At 36.5% G+C, this 19204-nt stretch carries 11 protein-coding genes, 2 tRNA genes and 1 pseudogene; 8 read left to right on the top strand and 6 right to left on the bottom strand.

The window, feature by feature from the left end; all coding sequences use genetic code 11:
- Window positions 1–251 precede the first annotated feature (251 nt).
- Window positions 252–341: transfer RNA gene (locus ACFILO_RS00115), tRNA-Ser, on the top strand.
- A 340-nt stretch (window positions 342–681) separates the two neighbouring features.
- On the opposite strand, the gene pgi is transcribed toward ACFILO_RS00115, so the two are convergent.
- The 3 genes from pgi to ACFILO_RS00130 all read right to left on the bottom strand — a co-directional run bounded on the left by pgi (window position 682) and on the right by ACFILO_RS00130 (window position 6806).
- A complete protein-coding gene (gene pgi / locus ACFILO_RS00120) occupies window positions 682–2346 on the bottom strand; it encodes a glucose-6-phosphate isomerase (RefSeq protein ID WP_375612841.1) in 1665 nt (554 codons plus the stop codon).
- A 189-nt stretch (window positions 2347–2535) separates the two neighbouring features.
- Window positions 2536–5670, bottom strand: coding sequence for an efflux RND transporter permease subunit (locus ACFILO_RS00125; protein WP_375652412.1), 3135 nt, complete (start codon window positions 5668–5670; stop codon window positions 2536–2538).
- Complete coding sequence (locus tag ACFILO_RS00130; protein ID WP_375612839.1) at window positions 5667–6806, bottom strand: efflux RND transporter periplasmic adaptor subunit; 1140 nt, start codon at window positions 6804–6806, stop codon at window positions 5667–5669. Before ACFILO_RS00130 ends, ACFILO_RS00125 begins: the two co-directional genes overlap by 4 nt.
- A 368-nt stretch (window positions 6807–7174) precedes the next feature.
- On the opposite strand from ACFILO_RS00130, the gene ACFILO_RS00135 reads away from it, so the two are divergent.
- From ACFILO_RS00135 to ACFILO_RS00150, 4 genes are all read left to right on the top strand, one after another.
- Window positions 7175–7251: transfer RNA gene (locus ACFILO_RS00135), tRNA-Arg, on the top strand.
- A 754-nt stretch (window positions 7252–8005) separates the two neighbouring features.
- On the top strand, window positions 8006–9679 hold the full coding sequence (locus ACFILO_RS00140; protein ID WP_375632165.1) for a formate--tetrahydrofolate ligase: 1674 nt from the start codon (window positions 8006–8008) through the stop codon (window positions 9677–9679).
- Window positions 9680–9863: 184 nt separating this feature from the next.
- A complete protein-coding gene (gene rpsU / locus ACFILO_RS00145; protein WP_012754552.1) occupies window positions 9864–10097 on the top strand; it encodes a 30S ribosomal protein S21 in 234 nt (77 codons plus the stop codon).
- 1622 nt (window positions 10098–11719) lie between these two features.
- Window positions 11720–12280, top strand: a complete 561-nt coding sequence (locus ACFILO_RS00150) for an SH3 domain-containing protein (RefSeq protein ID WP_375652410.1) — start codon at window positions 11720–11722, stop codon at window positions 12278–12280.
- Window positions 12281–12326: 46 nt separating this feature from the next.
- On the opposite strand, the gene irrA is transcribed toward ACFILO_RS00150, so the two are convergent.
- The gene (irrA, locus tag ACFILO_RS00155) at window positions 12327–12839 is read right to left on the bottom strand and encodes an iron response transcriptional regulator IrrA (protein WP_375612837.1); all 513 of its coding nucleotides are present in this window, start codon (window positions 12837–12839) and stop codon (window positions 12327–12329) included.
- Between the two features lie 232 nt (window positions 12840–13071).
- Here irrA and fabA point away from each other — a divergent pair, with 232 nt between their 5' ends.
- Genes fabA through fabI form a run of 3 tightly spaced genes read left to right on the top strand, consistent with a single transcriptional unit; the run spans window position 13072 to window position 15726 of the window.
- Window positions 13072–13581, top strand: a complete 510-nt coding sequence (gene fabA, locus ACFILO_RS00160; RefSeq protein ID WP_273722474.1) for a 3-hydroxyacyl-[acyl-carrier-protein] dehydratase FabA — start codon at window positions 13072–13074, stop codon at window positions 13579–13581.
- 57 nt (window positions 13582–13638) lie between these two features.
- Window positions 13639–14859 (top strand): beta-ketoacyl-ACP synthase I, encoded by a 1221-nt coding sequence (gene fabB, locus ACFILO_RS00165; RefSeq protein ID WP_375677676.1) that lies wholly within the window; start codon window positions 13639–13641, stop codon window positions 14857–14859.
- Window positions 14860–14907: 48 nt separating this feature from the next.
- A complete protein-coding gene (gene fabI, locus ACFILO_RS00170) occupies window positions 14908–15726 on the top strand; it encodes an enoyl-ACP reductase FabI (protein WP_375610038.1) in 819 nt (272 codons plus the stop codon).
- Window positions 15727–17666: 1940 nt separating this feature from the next.
- Here the strand turns inward: fabI and gpsA are convergent.
- Window positions 17667–18674 (bottom strand): NAD(P)H-dependent glycerol-3-phosphate dehydrogenase, encoded by a 1008-nt coding sequence (gpsA, locus tag ACFILO_RS00175; RefSeq protein WP_375652409.1) that lies wholly within the window; start codon window positions 18672–18674, stop codon window positions 17667–17669.
- Between the two features lie 233 nt (window positions 18675–18907).
- Window positions 18908–19204: pseudogene (locus ACFILO_RS00180) on the bottom strand (cytochrome o ubiquinol oxidase subunit IV); the annotation flags it as partial.

Here is a 19204-nt window from a genome sequence, read left to right on the forward strand (position 1 = left end):
ATTTCTGCCTTGAAATAAGGGAAAATAGGCTGCTTTTTATCAGTCGTAATAGATCCCAAAGAAGGATAAAACCTTCTTCAACACAAATATGCGCAGATTTCCCCACGCTTATATTTTGTATATATGAAGGAATTTCTATTCTCTGTCAATAAAGTCCCATAAAAAAGAAAAAAAGGTTGTACCAAAAACAATTGAAGGTTATCTACCCCTTATACACTCAAATAGTGCCGATTTTTGTTTCACTTTATTATGGAGAGATGGCTGAGTGGTTGAAAGCACCGCACTCGAAATGCGGCATAGGGGCAACTCTATCGGGGGTTCAAATCCCTCTCTCTCCGCCACAGTTTATAAAGCGATATTATTAAAACTGTCTTTAATCGTAGCTTTCCGGTTGTAGCTTGCCAGCGGGTTTTGTATATTTTGCCACTAGGTTTTGTACCAATTTATTTTTTTCGAAGGATTTTAAGGGGGGGCTCAAAGGGTCTTCAAAGACCTCTCAAAGGTCTTTATCGTTTTTGCGAATAAATTCTCATTTTTACAATTTTTGCACTTTTTTGATTTTCTGTTACATAAATCTAATCCAGATAATAAGAGAAGGCATAGTAAAATTAAAGAATTATCTCATATTTCTCTCTCATTCTACTTTTGCTTAGTTAGTACAAAACCTACTGTAAAATTATATTATTTTGCACGTCTTGCTTGAATATGTGCTAGCAACCCTAATGTTGAACTATCACGATTATCCGCTTTACTTTCTCCACGAAGAATTGGTAGTAACTCGTTTGCTAATTCTTTACCAAGTTCAACACCCCATTGATCAAATGAATTAATATTCATTAAAATCCCTTCAACAAAAGTGCGATGTTCATAAAGCGCAATAAGACGACCGAGTGCAAAAGGTGTTAATGAATCTTGAACCAGCGTAATGCTGGGACGGTTTCCTTTAAAACTTCTATGACGTGCTAAATGGTCTGCTTCACCCTCATCAACTCCATTTTTTATCAAGATATGCCGAGCATCTTCAAGACTACGCCCCTTCATCAAGGCTTTTGATTGTGCTAAACCGTTTGCTAGCAACATCTCATACATAGAATGTAATTTTTTCTCATGCCCTTTTATAAATAAAATAAATTCTACAGGAATAATATCTGTTCCTTGATGCAGAAGCTGAAAAAAAGCATGTTGACTATTTGTTCCTGAATCCCCCCAAACAATTGGACCACTTGAAAAACTTAATGGTTTTCCATCCAGCGAGACTTGTTTACCATTTGATTCCATATCAAGCTGTTGTAAATAAGCTGGAAAATGTATTAAACGCTGTGCATAAGGAATGATCGAACGTGATGAATAACCACAAATAACACGATGCCAGAATCCTAAAAGAGCAAAACGAATAGGAATATTTTTATGCAAAGGCATAGTTTTAAAATGTTGATCCATTTGCAAAGCACCATTGAGAAATTGGCGAAAATTTCCACCACCTATTGCAAACATAACAACAAGTCCAATGGCTGACCAAATTGAATAACGTCCTCCAACCCAATTCCAAAATTTAAAAACTCTTGTGGAATCTATGCCAAATTCTGCCACTTTATCAAGCGCACTTGAAACAGCAACAAAATGCGTACAAACGGCTTCTTCTCCTAAATGTGAACAAATCCACTGACGTGCAACTTGAGCATTGACCATTGTTTCAGCCGTTGTAAAAGTTTTAGAAGCAATGACAAACAGCGTTGTTGCTGGATTCAAAATAGAGAGAGTATCAGAAATATGGGCACTGTCAGCATTCGAAACAAAATGACACTGTGGACCATCATGATAAGGTTTTAAAGCATATGTGACCATTGCAGGACCAAGATCAGAACCACCAATACCAATATTGACAATATCACTTATTCTCTCGCCACTGCTTCCCTTATAGCTTCCATCACGCACCTTTTCAGAAAATCTTTCCATATCTTCAAGGACGTCTTGAATATCGCGAATAAGATTATGACCATCCAACATGAAAATTTCATCAGCAGGTAAACGTAATGCAATATGAAGAACTGAGCGTTTTTCAGTTGTATTAATCGCCTTACCAGAAAACATTGCATCACGCCGGCCTAACACATCTGCTGCGACCGCTAAATCATCTAGAAGTTGCAATGTTTTAAATGTCACACCACATTTTGAAAAATCGAAAAGAAGATCATCAAGTCTGAGGGAAAAATGGGAAAAACGCTGTTCATCTTCTACAAAATGCCGACGAATATCATAGACCCCATCCTTTGCGGCATGGTTTCTTAAAGCTTTTAATGTGGCTTCAAAAGCCATTTCATTTCGAATCGAAAAGCTATCTCCCATAAGCTTATCCTATACGGTTATTGATAATGAAATCTATGCCCAAACAATAACAAAGCAGAAAACACCTCCTTTATTGCTCGCTATTTTCACTGCTCACATAAAAATGAAGGAATATACAAAATAAAAGGATAAGATCCGAAAATGATATTTTTACAAGAATAAACTTTCAAATCTTTTCTATCATATACATCATTTAACTTGATTGAGTTCTTTTGTTAAACGTAAATCTTCTTCTGCTTTTGGTCTTATAAAACGCCCTAAAAAAAGATAAACAACCGGTGTGACATAAAGCGTAAAAATAGTTGCTAAACCTAAGCCACCAACGATAACCCAACCTAAGGCTATACGAGCTTCTGCGCCAGCACCTTTGGCCAAAACCAAAGGAATACCTCCTAAAATGGCACAAATCATTGTCATACAAACTGGACGAAGGCGAATGTTTGCTGCTTCTTCTACGGCTTCACGCACGCTTCTTCCCTGATCACGTAATTGATCTGCAAATTCAACAATGAGAATACCATTTTTTGCCATAACACCAATTAACAAAATTAATCCAATTTGGCTGTAAATATTAAGACTCACACCACTTAATAGCATAGCAATTACAGCACAACCAATCCCTAATGGGACAGTAGCCATGATAATGAATCCTGAAATAAAGCTTTCAAACTGAGCAGCCAAAATCAATAAAATAATCAAAAAGGCAATGCCAAAAACAATCATAAAATTGGAAGATGTTTCATTAAGCGTTTCGGCTTCCCCTAAGGGAACCAAATAGGTTCCTTTTGATAACAAAGGAGAAGCAATTTTCTGTACAGTTTGGTAAGCTTCCCCTAAAGCGATATCTGGAGTAAGATTTGCGCTTAAAATAACAGCACTCATGCGTTTTTCCCGTTTTAATTGAGGAGCAATAGCTTTTTCATGTAAACGCGCAATAACCGATAAAGGAACATATCGATTGTCTTTGGTTTTTAAAAAAATATTTTCTAAATCGCTAGGACTCTTCATAGAATTTGTACGCGATATCAATTTAACATCGTAAGAATGATCATCCACGTTAATGGAACCAATCTTTTTACCATCCAACATTGTTTGTAATGTATCGCCCAAATTGGTGATATCAATCCCTAAATCGGAGGCTTTTTTTCGATTGATTTCAATAAAAAATTGCGGTTGTGTTGCATCAACAGTAAGGCGTGGGCGAATAAAACGCGGATCATCTTGTAAAGCACTTACCAGCTTATCAGCAATGGGTTGTAATATTGCATAATCATTGCCAAGAATTGCAAATTGCAACCCTTGCCCAGTTCCGCTCACACCTAGAGAATTTCCCTGCGCAGCAAACACAAAAACTGCGGGAAACTGTTTAACCTTTGCATTAATATCTTTCACGATTTCTTGCTGACTCCGTAAACGTTTATCCCAAGATGAAAGCAATAAAATCAAAAAAGCAGTATTGGGTGAACCGCCAGCACCCGCAATAGAGTAACTGTTAGCAATCTCCCCTGCATCACGTAATGGCTGTAGACTTGCTTCAATTTGCTCTATTTGCTCGTTCAAATATTGTGTTGAAATACCTTGTGGTCCATTAATAACCAAAAAGATCACAGCTCTGTCTTCTGCTGGCGTTAATTCCTGTTGTAGCTTCGTATAGCCTCCAACACAAAGACCCGCAAAAATAAGTGAAGCAAAAACAACAGCCCAAGGCTTTTCTAAACACTTATGCAAACTGTAAGTATATGCCTTATGAAAAAAAGTACCTAATTTATATAAAAAAGCAAAATGATGGGACTTTTCCTCTTTTTCCTCAATATGTTCTTTGAGAAAACGCGAAGCCAACATTGGACAAAGCGTTAAGGCAACAACTGAAGAAAGCAAAATAGAAATTGCCAAAACAAAACCAAATTCTCTAAAAAGACCTCCAACTTGCCCAGGAAGAAAGGAAATAGGAACAAACACAGCCACTAATGTCAATGTTGTTGCTAAAACAGCAAAAAACACTTCACGTGTTCCTATCACCGCTGCTGCTCTGGAACCTAATCCCATATTGCGCCACCGAACAATATTCTCAAGAACAACAATGGCATCATCCACAACAAGCCCTGTTGCTAAAACAAGTCCTAAAAATGTGAGAATATTCAATGAAAACCCTACAAGATAAATAGCCGCAATGGTACCAATCAAAGCGACAGGAAGAGATAAAGCAGGTATCAGCGTTACACGAATGTCTCTGAGAAAAAGAAAAATGACCAAGATAACGCTCAAAATAGCAATGACCAACGCAACTTCAACCTCATGAAGAGCGCTTTTAATAAAAATTGCATCGTCATTAATAACGTCTATATTTACAGAAGAAGGAACAATACTTTTGAGATTATCAACAACGGCTCTCACACCTTCAGAAATATTAAGAGTGTTGGATTGTGCTTTACGCACGATACCTAATCCAATACCTGTCTTTCCATTGATACGAAGAATAACTGTTTCTATATCCGGCGATAAAGTAACATGCGCAACATCACCAAGATGCACATGAGGCTTTAAAACAACTTGTTCAAAAGATTCTGGTGTTGTTAAACGTGCAGTAGCACGTACAACTAAAGTTTGCTTAGAATTGCGTAATGACCCTACTGGCACATCTGTTGTCATATCAGCAAGAACACGTGAAATATCTGCTACAGTTAATCCATAACTTGCAAGTTTTGCTTGATCTATATCAATCTGAAAAATCTTTGTGCGAGCACTATCGACCTGTACATCACCAACACCATCAACAGCAGAAATAGCATCAACAATCTGATCGTTTACAATCGTGGTTAAATCATCAACACTCATTGTTGGTGACGTCACAACCAAATACATCATGGCAGCAGCATTCGAATCTGCTTTAATAATCAAAGGCGAATCCGCATCTTTCGGTAAAGAATAGGTAACACGAGAGAGAGCATCACGAATATCAGATGCTGCAACATTCAAATCAACACCGACATTAAAGTTAATCTTCACACGGGAGCGTCCAAAAGAAGACGTTGAAGAAATCGTCTTAACACCTGAAACACGAGAAACAGCATCTTCTATAACTTTTGTAACTTCACGATCAATTGTTTCTGCCGATGCACCAGAAAACATCGTCACAATCGTTGTTACAGGAGTATCAACATCGGGTAATTCTCTTACATCAACATTTAACCATGCTGCAAATCCTGCAATGATGATCATAGCATTCAAAACAAGAGTAAAAACCGGTCTGCGAATAAATAAGGTAATGAGACCACCTTGCTCCACCTTTGACGTAGGCTGTTTTGTGCTCAATTCTTGGCTCATTGTATATCCGTTCCATAACCTACTGATAATTGCTGTTGATGAGACTTTGGATCATCAATAGTTACTTTACTTCCTGGATAAAGCATTTGCACCCCTTGAATGACAACTTGATCACCATTTTCTAGGGGAGCTTTCACGAAAACATGATCGGCTTTATGCTGAATAATTGTTACGGGAATAGACTCTACTTTTCCTTCTCTCACACGCCAAACGAATGACCCTTTACTATTCCATTGAACTGCAAGAGGATTAACGACAGGAAAAGAACCACCATGAAACTGCAAGGAAACAGAAAAGGACATACCAGACATGAGCGTATCTTTTTCATTATTGATTTCAACCTGAACATGAAGTGTGCGACTTTCTGGATCAACGATATTATCAATCGCATAAATATGACCAACAAAAGATCTATCTGGCTGCGCGATTAACGTTGCCGTTACCTCATCTCCTTTATGGATGCGCGACACATATCGTTCAGGGGCCCATATATCGACCAAAATACGTTCTCTATTCTCAATACGGCCTATTACAGTATTAAGGGTCACGTTATTCCCCGCATCAACGGGCAAAATACCAACAACTCCAGGAATCGGTGCTCGAATTGTTCGCCGATCGAGATCTAATTCAGCATTACGCAGAACTAAATTTGCGTTATCCAACTCTAAGCGTGCCATAATTTCTTGAACTTCCGTTGCTGTATTGCTGGCGCGTAATTTAAGAATACGCGAAAGCGTCAACGCATTGTTATCACGTTGCACTTTTGCTTTTGCAGCCGCTATTTCTTCTTTTTTAGAATCAAGCTTTGCAATCACATCATCAGCTTGTACTTTTGTACCCGCTGATACAAAAAGCTTATCAATAACACCTGAGGATAAAGGGGTAAGCTCGACTTCTGCAAGAGCTTTTCCACTCCCAAGAACGTTAAGTTGTTCATAAAGATCTTGAACTTTTACAAGATCAACGACAACATTTACCGGTGGCCTTCCCATTTTTTCATTTGAAGCTTTATCCGATACTCTTGTTTTATCCACCATAGAAATGGGTTGGTCTGCACTCTTTTTTCCAGCCCAATAAGTAACCGTTAAAACAACGATTAAAAACACTAATGGAAAGCTCTTTTTTAATAACGCCATACATCCGCCCTTGCTGTGTCATGTTCATCTGAAATAGTTTTCAACAGTAATATCGGCGTTTTACACAAAAACCCAACAGCGGGTGTATATATCTTACCCCCACCGCAAAAAACACATCTCATCTCTGCTTGACTATCTTTCATAGATTAAAACGTCAAGTTAACTATCGTTCATATTGCTTTGTATGGTCATGACAAAAAAATGTTCATATCAAAACCAACTGAAGCCATAATATATTATATCCTTTTTTAAAATATATCATAAAAAAAGAGAGATTTTTTTTATGACGACTCAAGTTTCACTTGCATTTCTTTAATGAAACGATTAGGAACCCTTTGTCTTAGACAATGTAAAAAATTGAAATGTATGCACCCGTAGCTCAGCTGGATAGAGCACCAGACTACGAATCTGGGGGTCAGGAGTTCGAATCTCTTCGGGTGCGCCATCTATCAATATCTTCTTATAAAGTCAGACTTTTTAAATTCTTTATTTTGTGATTTATTTTTACCTATCTTTGTATTTTGTTATTTCATTCTGTTGTGAGTCGTTTCTTTAGCCATTTGCTAGAATAAGATGTTATGAGTCCTTCAATTCAGCTCTAAGGTGCTTTTATTAGCTTATAATCGTAGCGATTGCATGAGTAGCGTATGTTGTTGTTTTCTTTTATCAATCTATGCGCTTGTTTTTGGTCTCTTCCGGATTATACTCTCTACTCAGTTAGGTAATTTTTTACGTGCTTATTTCTAATTGTTCCATAACTGGATGTTTCTGGATATTTTATTCCTAGCAGTCCCATCTTAAGAGGGACTTCAGATGTGCCGCCATAAATTCCGGTTTACCACCATGTGAAACTTTTTCAGTGTGTTGTTGGAAAGAATAAATAAACTACTTCTCAAACGTACTACTATGAAACACTTATGGTATCCATTAATGTCATCAGCATTTGTTGCAAACCAAAGCTTCTTTTCGCAATATTTTTAATTGAATTAAACGTATTTTTACTGCTTAAAAGCAAAAAGATTCTTTTTCCTAAAAAACAATAAAACTCTTCTTGTGCTTCTTTAGCATTATCTCTTGCATGGCATATCATCGATTTCTATGATATCTTAATATTTTTCTGTTCTCTATGAATTTTTCTAATTAATCCATGGAATACAGATCTCAAACATTAATAAAAGCTGAATTTAAAGAATTTTTCCATGCCTAAAACTGATATTGAAATTGCTCGCACTGCTAAAAAGCAACATATTATTGAAATTGCACAAAAAATTGGTATCTCACATGAAAATCTCATTCCCTATGGTCATGATAAAGCTAAAATTTCTTCTGAATACATAAAATCGCTTAATAAAAATCCAGATGGTAAACTTATCCTTGTCACAGCTATCAATCCCACACCTGCCGGAGAAGGCAAAACAACAACAACAGTTGGACTAAGTGATGCTCTTAATCTTATTGGTAAAAAAACAATAGCTACCTTGAGAGAACCATCTTTAGGTCCCTGTTTTGGTGTAAAAGGTGGTGCTGCTGGTGGTGGTTATGCGCAAGTCATTCCAATGGATGACCTTAATTTACATTTTACCGGTGATTTTCATGCTATTACAGCTGCTCATAATCTTCTTGCCGCAATGATAGATAATCATCTTTATTGGGGAAATACTTTAAACATTGATCCACGTCGCATTGTTTGGAAACGCGTTCTTGATATGAATGACCGTGTATTGCGCGATATTGTCATTTCATTGGGGGGCATAACAAATGGTTTTCCACGTCAAACAGGTTTTGATATTACTGTTGCATCAGAAATTATGGCGCTTCTTTGTCTCTCTGAAAATTTAGAAAACCTTACACAAAGACTCAAAAAAATTATTGTTGCTTATCGTTATGATAAAACGCCCATCACCGTTGCTGATCTCAATGCGGAAGGTGCAATGGCAGTTCTTCTCAAAGATGCTATACAACCCAATCTCGTACAGACAATTGAAAATAATCCTGTTCTCGTTCATGGAGGACCTTTTGCCAACATTGCTCATGGTTGCAATTCAGTTATAGCAACAAAAACTGCTTTAAAACTTGCTGATTATGTTGTCACAGAAGCAGGGTTTGGAGCAGATCTTGGAGCAGAAAAGTTCTTCAATATCAAATGTAGGCAAGCAGGTATTGTACCAAATGCTACAGTGATCGTCGCAACTATTCGTGCATTAAAAATGAATGGTGGTCTGGATAAAAATAACCTGACAGAAGAAAATATCACCGCTTTAGAAAAAGGAGCTGCCAATCTTTTACGACACATAAAAAATATGAAGCACTACGGTATTCCTTGTGTTGTGGCTATCAATCATTTTGACAGCGATAGCGATGCTGAAATAAAAACATTACAAAAAATAGTTGCAACAACTGGACACAAAGCTATTATCTGTAAGCATTGGGAACAAGGTGGAAAAGGCGCTATAGAACTTGCACAAGAACTCGTTACCTTGATTGAAAAGCACGATTCTGATTTTAAAGTTCTCTATCAAGATGATATTCCACTCGTTCAAAAAATTAATTGTATTATAACAAAGCTATACGGTGGACGTGGCGCCATCATCTCAGCCCCTATTCTCAAACAACTTGAAACTTGGGAAAAAGAAGGTTTTGGCGTCTACCCTATTTGTATGGCCAAAACACCTTATTCTTTTTCTTCTGATCCCAAGCAATACGGAGCTCCTGTTGATTTTGAAATTCCCATACGAGAAGTTCGTCTCTGTGCGGGAGCCGGTTTTATTGTTGTCATTTGTGGAGATGTTATGACCATGCCGGGACTACCCCATTATCCCACGGCGGAAAAAATTCATCTTGACGAAAATGATCAAATACAAGGACTTTCATAAGTTTATAATCATGAAATCTATCATTCATTATAAAAAGCATTTTATTACAAAAAAATAGAATTTTTAAAAGCGATATAGACAAATGTCTTATTTATATGATATAAGTTTTTGTCCTTTTGGATATGCCTTTAAAAGGACGTAGGTTTTCCTATTATTTGTGACACTGAAAAAAGCAGGATAAATAGTGCAAGTACTCGTTCGTGATAATAATGTTGATCAAGCGCTCCGCGCGTTGAAAAAAAAGATGCAGCGTGAAGGTATCTTCCGTGAAATGAAAATGCGTAGTTATTATGAGAAGCCATCTGAGAAGCGTGCTCGTGAAAAAGCTGAGGCTATTCGTCGTACACGTAAGCTTGCTCGTAAGCGTGCACAAAGAGAAGGTTTTGTTAGTAACGGACGGACTGTTGCGGTAAAGTAATGTGCTTTATGATATTATATAATTGCATAAGCAATAGATAGTAAGCTACTAGAAAATTTTATCTTCATAGGCGATTGCGATGAATTGCTTGTGTGTAGGTTTTTATGTACAATGTTATCTAATATGTTAGTTATTTGAAAATAATAAGGTTTCTATCATAGAGGTGGTTTTTATTTCACTCTTATATTTCAAAAAATAGATAACAAACTACACTTTAGATATTAAAGCGACTTTTTCCTATGTAAATTGAGTGCGGGGTGTTTTATTATCACTTTTTGCTATAATTTTCTCCTTCTGGATATCTCTTAAATAACTGCTTCTTATGTGCAAATTTCATGATGAATTTCTTTTTTGTCATTAAATATTCTACATCTTTCGATCATCCTAGGTCTGATTACAAAACAAAAATAACTATCGCAATATGCGATTGTGTGTAAATATATGATATTAAATGCATAATCCTCTTTACCTTCAGTTATGTAACAAAACGATATAATTCCATAACTTTTATATCTCTTGATTCTGTCTCTCTAAAGGATGACGAATTTCAACCACTGCACTACAGATTCTTTTTTCTTGATAAAATTCTTCTATTCATCACTTATGTAATTACCCTCATCAGTGTATCGAATAAGCCTTTCTATTTCATTCAACTTTCTTCTATACTGAGTTAGAGAAAAAGAAAATTGACAATAAACAGAGAAAATACTGTATTTTAATATGGATGAATGTGCCTTTTATTACCATTTTTGATGGAAATGTTTTTAAAATTTAAATAACGAGTTAAAGTTTTTAACGCGGAGATTTATTATTATAAGTAATCGTTTTTCATATTAAGTAATAATTCTGAATAACGTAAAGTTTCTCAACACTTTCTCATATTGAATCAATCAAGATTATCTTCTTGTACATCATAAGCGGGATTCGTATGCAAATAGAATAAAAGCTATTTAAGAAAAAACAAAAATGCTTCTTATAAACACTATAAATAATAGGAACTGCATAACATTGAAAGCTGGTAAATAGAACGATGGAGCCAGCTTATCTACCATACGGATAAGCATTATCATGGCATAAGATTAGAGTGTAGAAAATTTTATAAATGAATTATCACGAAAAAGTGTCCTGTTAAAATTAGCCCTTCATATATCAATCTACTCTATAATGTTGCTCATATTTTTACGCTTAAATGTTTTATTTATCGTATTATTTTGTTCATTCAAAACTTCTTTTCAAGCCACACAATAATCCCTTTCTGAACAGCTCTTTGTTCATAGTATGCATACATGCACTTTTACTTTGAGAAACAAACTCAGAAAAGAGATGCAATACTTTAGCCCTAATTTCCTGTACAAAAACTGCCTATGGCTCCAATATACTTTACTGTTTTATCACGCTTACAGCTACATAAAAATCTAATGTTTATTTATATCTACCCCCTCATAAACAAGATAAGCACTAAGAAATACAAACCTTTTGTTTTCCTTATTTTGATATTTTTGTAGCAATTTTTTCATCGTTTAGATCTCTTTAACGAGCAATGTGTCATACTTTTTATCAGTTTCCAGTCTTATCTTTCAGATTTTAAATTTCCAATATATGACGAAATAAAGGAGTTCGGTGTGCAAAATTCTCGTTGGTTTCGCGTTTCAATACTCATATCATGTATCTTAATAGCAACAGTCATTGTATTGGGTTCACCTCATTTGTTGCATGCACAAACATTTAATCAAAATTTAGGGCCCAGTGGTTTACCACTTCCGCGATTTGCTTCGATTAAACCCACCAGCGTTAATGTACGCGTCGGACCAGGAAGCAACTATTCTATCATTTTCACCTACAAAAAGAAGGGCTTACCTATTGAAATCATTCAAGAATATGATCAATGGCGCAAAATTCGTGATGCAGAAGGCGATGAGGGATGGGTGTATCAATCGCTTTTATCGGGAAAGCGAACTGCTATAACTATTCCATGGCAAAAAGATAAAACAAAAAGGCTGATGCTACGAAAAAACCCCACCGACAACGCAGAACTTGTGGCGGAAGTAGAACCTAACGTCATTGGTAACATCCGCCAATGTGATGGACAATGGTGCGAACTAAACATTAATAATACGCGCGGATGGCTTCAGCAACCCCAGTTATGGGGAATCTATCCTGATGAAAAAGTAAAAGGTTGGTGAATACTCAAACTCAACAAGTTTAATTTTTATTCCTCATTAAATATCCTCACTGCCTATCACAAGATTGATTTTTTGGTTTCAATCGCACGATTAAATCAACATGTGAAATTTCCATACCTTCTGGTGGCTTAGGCAAATTTCTAATAATGGGAGCTTCTTCCAAATTATAAGGAATATCAAGAATACGATTTTCACCTTCTATATAAAAATGGTAGTGATCAGAGGTATTGGTATCAAACCAAGTTTTTGAACCTTCTACGGCAATAATCCGTAATAATCCCGCTTCCGTAAATTGATGAAGCGTATTATAAACCGTTGCTAAAGATACAGGTACACCTGCCCTCACCGCTTCCTCATAGAGCTCTTCAGCAGTAATATGACGATTTCCTTGAGAAAAAATCATATGTGCAAGTTCCAACCGCTGACGTGTTGGACGCAGACCATTTTGACGCAAATGTTTTTCTAACATAGAAATGGAATAATATTGCACAATTTTTCCACACTCTTTTGTGAACTGCTGCTCTTCATTCATATCTAAATTGTCTGCACTCACTGACATAATTACAAACCCAAATATATTCCTGCTAAATAAGATCAAAATACAAAAAAATGGGAATAGTATGGTGTAATCTTGTATTCCATTTTTAAATAATTACCTATGTAGAATACATAAAAAAAGGCTTTTGTCATTAAAAATGATATAAAATCATTTCCCTCTCTTTAAAATTTGCTCTAAAAGTAGGTTGGGAAAAGCGCAGAAATAAAGATATATGCAAATAAATGGAGTAACAATGGCTGAACAAAAGTCTCGCTACACATATGAAGAGCTTCTAAGCTGCGCTCGCGGCGAAATGTTTGGTAGAGGTAATGCGCAATTGCCAGCACCGCCAATGTTAATGATTCATCGAATCACTCAAATTAGTGAAACTGATGGTAAATACGATAAAGGAATGGTTCGCGCCGAATTTGACATTACACCAGACATGTGGTTCTTTAATTGTCACTTTATAGGCGATCCCGTCATGCCAGGATGTCTCGGACTGGATGGTATGTGGCAATTAACAGGTTTTTTTCTTGGTTGGCTAGGCGAACCAGGCAAAGGAAGAGCAATATCAACAGGTGAAGTAAAGTTATCAGGGATGGTAACTCCACAAACCAAAATTCTTGAATATGAAATAGATTTTAAGCGTATTCGACGTGGAAATTTAGTCTTAGGAATAGCTGATGGGTGGCTAAAAGCAGATGGAGAGACTATTTATAAGGCGAACGATTTACGCGTTGCTTTATTCAAAGAAGATTGAACGTTATTTCCGTCAGAAAGAACTTTTCACTATTCTGTATGGAACGAGGAGGTATGAATGCGTCGAGTTGTTGTAACCGGAATGGGAATTGTCTCCGCAATTGGAAATAACCCTGGAGCTGTTTTAACCAGTTTACGTGAAGCAAAATCCGGAATTTCTTACGCACCTCAATATGCTGAATTAGGCTTTCGTAGCAGAGTTTATGGCAAGCCCGATATTAATATAGAAAAACTCGTAGATCGACGTGCTCTACGTTTTCATGGGCGTGGAACAGCATGGAATCACATCGCCATGGATCAAGCAATTGCTGATGCGGGTCTAGAACCGCATGAAGTATCGAACGAACACACGGGTATTATTATGGGTTCTGGAGGTGCTTCAACACATTCAATCGTAGAAGCTGCTGACATTACACGCCAAAAAGGTCCAAAACGTGTTGGACCTTTTGTTGTCCCTAAAGCGATGAGTTCCACAGCATCTGCAACATTAGCAACTTTCTTTAAAATAAAGGGGATCAATTATTCAATCTCTTCAGCTTGTGCTACCTCCAATCATTGTATTGGTAATGCTTACGAAATGATACAATATGGTAAACAGAAGCGCATCTTTGCCGGTGGCTGCGAAGATTTGGATTGGACACTATCTGTTTTATTCGATGCCATGGGCGCTATGTCCAGCAGATATAATGACATTCCTCACAAAGCTTCACGTGCTTATGATGTTAATCGTGATGGTTTTGTCATTGCTGGAGGTGCTGGCGTTTTAGTCCTTGAAGATTTAGAACTTGCTAAAGCACGTGGTGCAAAAATCTACGGAGAAATCGTTGGATACGGTGCGACATCCGATGGACATGATATGGTTGCCCCATCAGGAGAGGGAGCAGAACGATGCATGCGCATGGCCCTTGCAACAGTCGATAATAAAATTGATTATATCAATCCCCATGCGACAGCAACTCCTGTTGGTGATCCTCCTGAGATAGAAGCTATCCGTCGTGTCTTTGGAGCAGGTGATCAATGCCCCCCCATTTCCGCTACCAAGTCTCTAACAGGACATTCCTTGGGAGCAGCAGGTGTTCACGAAGCAATCTATACATTGTTAATGATGAATCATAATTTTATTTGTGAAAGTGCCCATATTGAAGAACTTGATCCAGCTTTTGCTGATATGCCAATCGTTCGTGAACGACGTGATCATCAACAACTGAATACCGTATTGTCGAATACTTTTGGCTTTGGCGGTACCAATGCAACGCTTGTTTTCCAACGTTATGTATAAACAAAAGCTCTTAGTAATTGAAAAAAGTACGGTCTTACGGAGAATAATATGAAAGGTTTGATGGAGGGCAAACGCGGCCTTATTATGGGAATTGCGAATGACCATTCAATTGCTTGGGGCATTGCCTGTCAGCTCGCACAAGCAGGAGCGGAATTAGCGTTGACTTATCAAGGAAATGCTTTTGGAAAACGTGTTCATCCCCTAGCAGATAAACTTGGCTGCAAATTAGTGCTAGAGTGTGACGTTGAAAAAAGTGAAAATATTGATTACGTCTTTGAGCAACTTGAAAAAGAATGGAAAACAATTGATTTTATTGTCCATGCCATTGGTTTTTCAGATAAAACTCAGCTAAAAGGGCGTTACGTTGATGTTACAACACGTGAAAACTTTCAACGCACGATGGTTATTTCAGCTTATTCCTTTACTGAAATTGCCCAGCGCGCGGGTAAGCTTATGCCCAATGGAGGAACACTTTTAACTCTTACCTATGGTGCTTCACAGCAAGTTGTGCCTAATTATAACATCATGGGTGTTGCTAAAGCAGCTTTAGAAGCTATGGTACGTTATTTAGCAGCGGACTTTGGTCCTCAAAATATTCGTGTCAATGCGATTTCCGCTGGTCCTGTTAGAACTTTAGCAGGTAATGGTATTGCAGCTGCACGGGCAATATTTTCACATCAACGCCGTAATGCCCCATTACGGCGTACCGTAGATATTCATGAAATTGGAAAATCTGCTCTTTATCTACTCTCTGACTTATCATCAGGTGTTACAGGTGAAATCCATTATGTTGATTCAGGCTATAACATCATGTCTATGCCAATACTTGAAGAACTGAAAAAAAGTGACGATTCCCAAGAAGAATAAATTTTATTTCATTGCACTAAAAAAGAAAATCAATCATGTACATAGTGCTTTAATCGGGTATTGAGTACTTTCTCAGCTATATAATAGTGTATTGACTTATAATAATATGACGTAAGGAATATGTGCAAATATTTGTAAGAATAAGTCAATACAAAACCAGATGTACGATGCCTTGTTTCGCAAAATATTTTATAAAAGCCGGAATATTTCTTCAATCCATGGTTGATAAAGTGTGTATTTTATGACGTTATTTACCTTACTAAAGCATACGCTTTTGCCATTGCTTATAAATCAATATCCAACCCTCATGCCACCGCAGTTTGAAACAGAGATTAGAGAATTATTAAAACCCTTAGTTTCAGCTTTTGTGTAGCAAATTGAAAAAAATATTCCTACCGTTTGATTTATTCTTGAAACGCAAATACAATCTAATTTAGGATGAATATGAAGGCGTAAAGAAATCAATCATTAATCTTACTATTATTCTTTAATGAGACTTTACGATTTTAAAAGCATCTACATCAATGTTTTTTTAATAATGGAGATTACTCTTTACCTCACACCTTTATTTTTCTCGTTCTTTAATGAAAGCGTTTCTCTGATATGTCAGGTAAAATAGAACACCCAAAAACACTATAGCTGTTTCTCCTTCATGCATTTTTTAAAGATATCTCTCAATGCACGCCATTCCATTTCACAATGGTACCTGTAGAACGTATAAAAAATCCTTGTGAAGTACATAAAATCCTTTTTTTACCACCATTTTAATGTTTATACAGATGACAAACCGACACCGTCATTTTACTTGCCATGTTCTAATATTGAAACAACCCTTGACACTTGAGATGATTCATTAGAAGTATCTTTAATAATTTTTATCCACATACTAACCCGCTTGTGACAAGCAAACATATATTTTTAATTAACTCAATACAAAAATAAAATGAATTATTTATATAAATCAATTTTTTATCTTTATAATCACATTATTTTTCAGTTTAAATGACAGCCACAAACAAGTACAATAACATTTTTTCAATCTTAGACTTTCAAAGTTATAATTCCAAAAATCATTTCTTGCATATAAAAAACAGAATTGACATGTGAGAAAATAAAAGGCTTAAATATCTCTACTGAACAGCTTCAAGTGCCAAGAGCTGTCTCACGACATTTGGGGGTGTAATGATGCTCGTCTTCCTCCTTCATAAACATAAAGATGGGGATGTGCACAATAGCTTTATCGGTTACACTATTCACGGTCACCGTCGCAAATTGGACTTAGGAGTTTTAAGAGAGGTCTCTTTAAAACAAGCACGTGAATATATAACAGCAATCGTGTTTTTTTGGACGTTCTATTTTACCTGACACATCAGAGAAATGCTTTCATTAGAAAATGAGAAAAATAAAGGTGTGAGATAATCTCCATTATTTAAAAGATATTGCTTTAGATAGCGTAAAACTGAATTTAAAAATGATTGTAGAAATGGGAACAGATTTTCAGCTTTAAAATTTCATCTTCTTCCCAAATTAGATTGTCTTCTTGTTTTAAAGAATTACAAAAACAGAGATTCACAATATCCCTGCCCCGATATTCTTAGCTTATACGTTACATAAATAAGATGATTCTACCTAATGAGTCTTGTATTATTCTGTTTGCAAATATCATTGTGAGATGAATTTAAGAGACAATAAAAATATCTTGTTCATTACATTACATAAACATGTGTAAGTGGAAACGATAATTTATCTTCAAAGAGATAGCTCTGAGACAAAAGCCAAAACTTTTATATTTCAGCCATGTTTCATAAAGAATCGAATGATATGAATCTATAATTTTCTGGAATATGACCGCCTTATACAACCATCAATAAAATCTATTTTATATGTCTATCATAACATGTTTCTATTTTTTACGATTGGAATTATTAAAAAACAGGATATCATTGAATTTCGTCCTTGAGGGCGCGGCTTAGTAATGTGTTTGCCGCTTCAGTTATATTTTTACCACAATAGAGAATTTGATAAATTTGTTCTACAATGGGCATTTCTACCCCAATACGCTGCGCCAACGTATATACTTCCTTGGTATTTAAGTATCCTTCCACAACCTGACCAATTTGTTTTTCTGCTTCTTTTATATCTATTCCTTTACCAAGAAGTATTCCAAAACGGCGATTACGCGACTGATTATCAGTACATGTCAAAACCAGATCACCTAAGCCTGTCATTCCCATAAATGTGGAAAGCTCAGCACCCATAGCCCCCCCTAAACGACTGATTTCAGCTAGTCCTCGTGTGATAAGAGCTATTCGTGCATTTGCCCCAAAACCTATGCCATCTGATATTCCTGCACCAATAGCAATAACATTTTTGACTGCCCCCCCTAATTGAACACCAATCATATCTGAACTTTTATAAACTCTAAAAGTTTTGTCACAATGAAAAAGTTGCTGCAATTCTTTACCAAACTCAACATCAGAAGCTGCTATCGTCATTGCAGTAGGCCAACCAATAGCTAGTTCTTGCGCAAAAGTTGGTCCAGAAAAAACAGCTAAAGGAATTTTTTCACCTAAAATCTCACGAGCAACCTCTTGTAAGAAACGTCCAGTACCATGTTCTAAACCTTTTGTAGCCCAAATAACGCGTGAATGCTGATCTAAATAAGGCTGAATATTATACAAAACTTGATGAAATACATGGCTTGGAACAGCGATTAATATATTGTGACTTGCCGTTATTGCAGTTTCAAGGGAAGCTTCAAGTAATAAATTTTCAGGAAATCGAACATCGGGTAAATATACTTGATTACAACGTTGTTCCTGTAATTCTTTGATATGTTGAGGACTATATCCCCAAAGTAAAACATTATGACCATTACGGGCAAGAGCTATCGCTAATGCAGTACCAAAAGAACCAGCACCTATAACTGTCATTGCAACGGTTTTCATTAAATTTTCTGATTATTCTCTAAATTTTTGATTTCAATTGCATATTATTATTACAAATAATTTTAATGCTATACTAAATACCCCACGGACTTTCTCTTTTAAATTAAAAAGTATATTCAAAATAATGATACTCATTCCACTGATATCTTGTACTTATCTCCTGCTTTATATCCTACGAATTTCTTCTACGAAGCTGATACATGCCGCATCAGCTCCGTAGATATTTCTAACAACTACTCCACAGGAAACTGCCTATTTGGATCTTGCTCCATGGGCATTTCTGAACCAGGTGCTTGATCTACAGGAGTTTGCGTACTTAGACCCTGCCCCATAGGCATTTCTGAACCAGGTGCTTGATCTACAGGAGTTTGCGTACTTAGACCCTGCCCCATAGGCATTTCTGAACCAGGTGCTTGATCTACAGGAGTTTGCGTACTTAGACCCTGCCCCATGGGCATTTCTGAACCAGGTGCTTGATCTACAGGAGTTTGCGTACTTAGACCCTGCCCCATGGGCATTTCTGAACCAGG

Source organism: Bartonella sp. AP72JLCBS (assembly GCF_042195705.1).
Lineage (GTDB): Bacteria > Pseudomonadota > Alphaproteobacteria > Rhizobiales > Rhizobiaceae > Bartonella.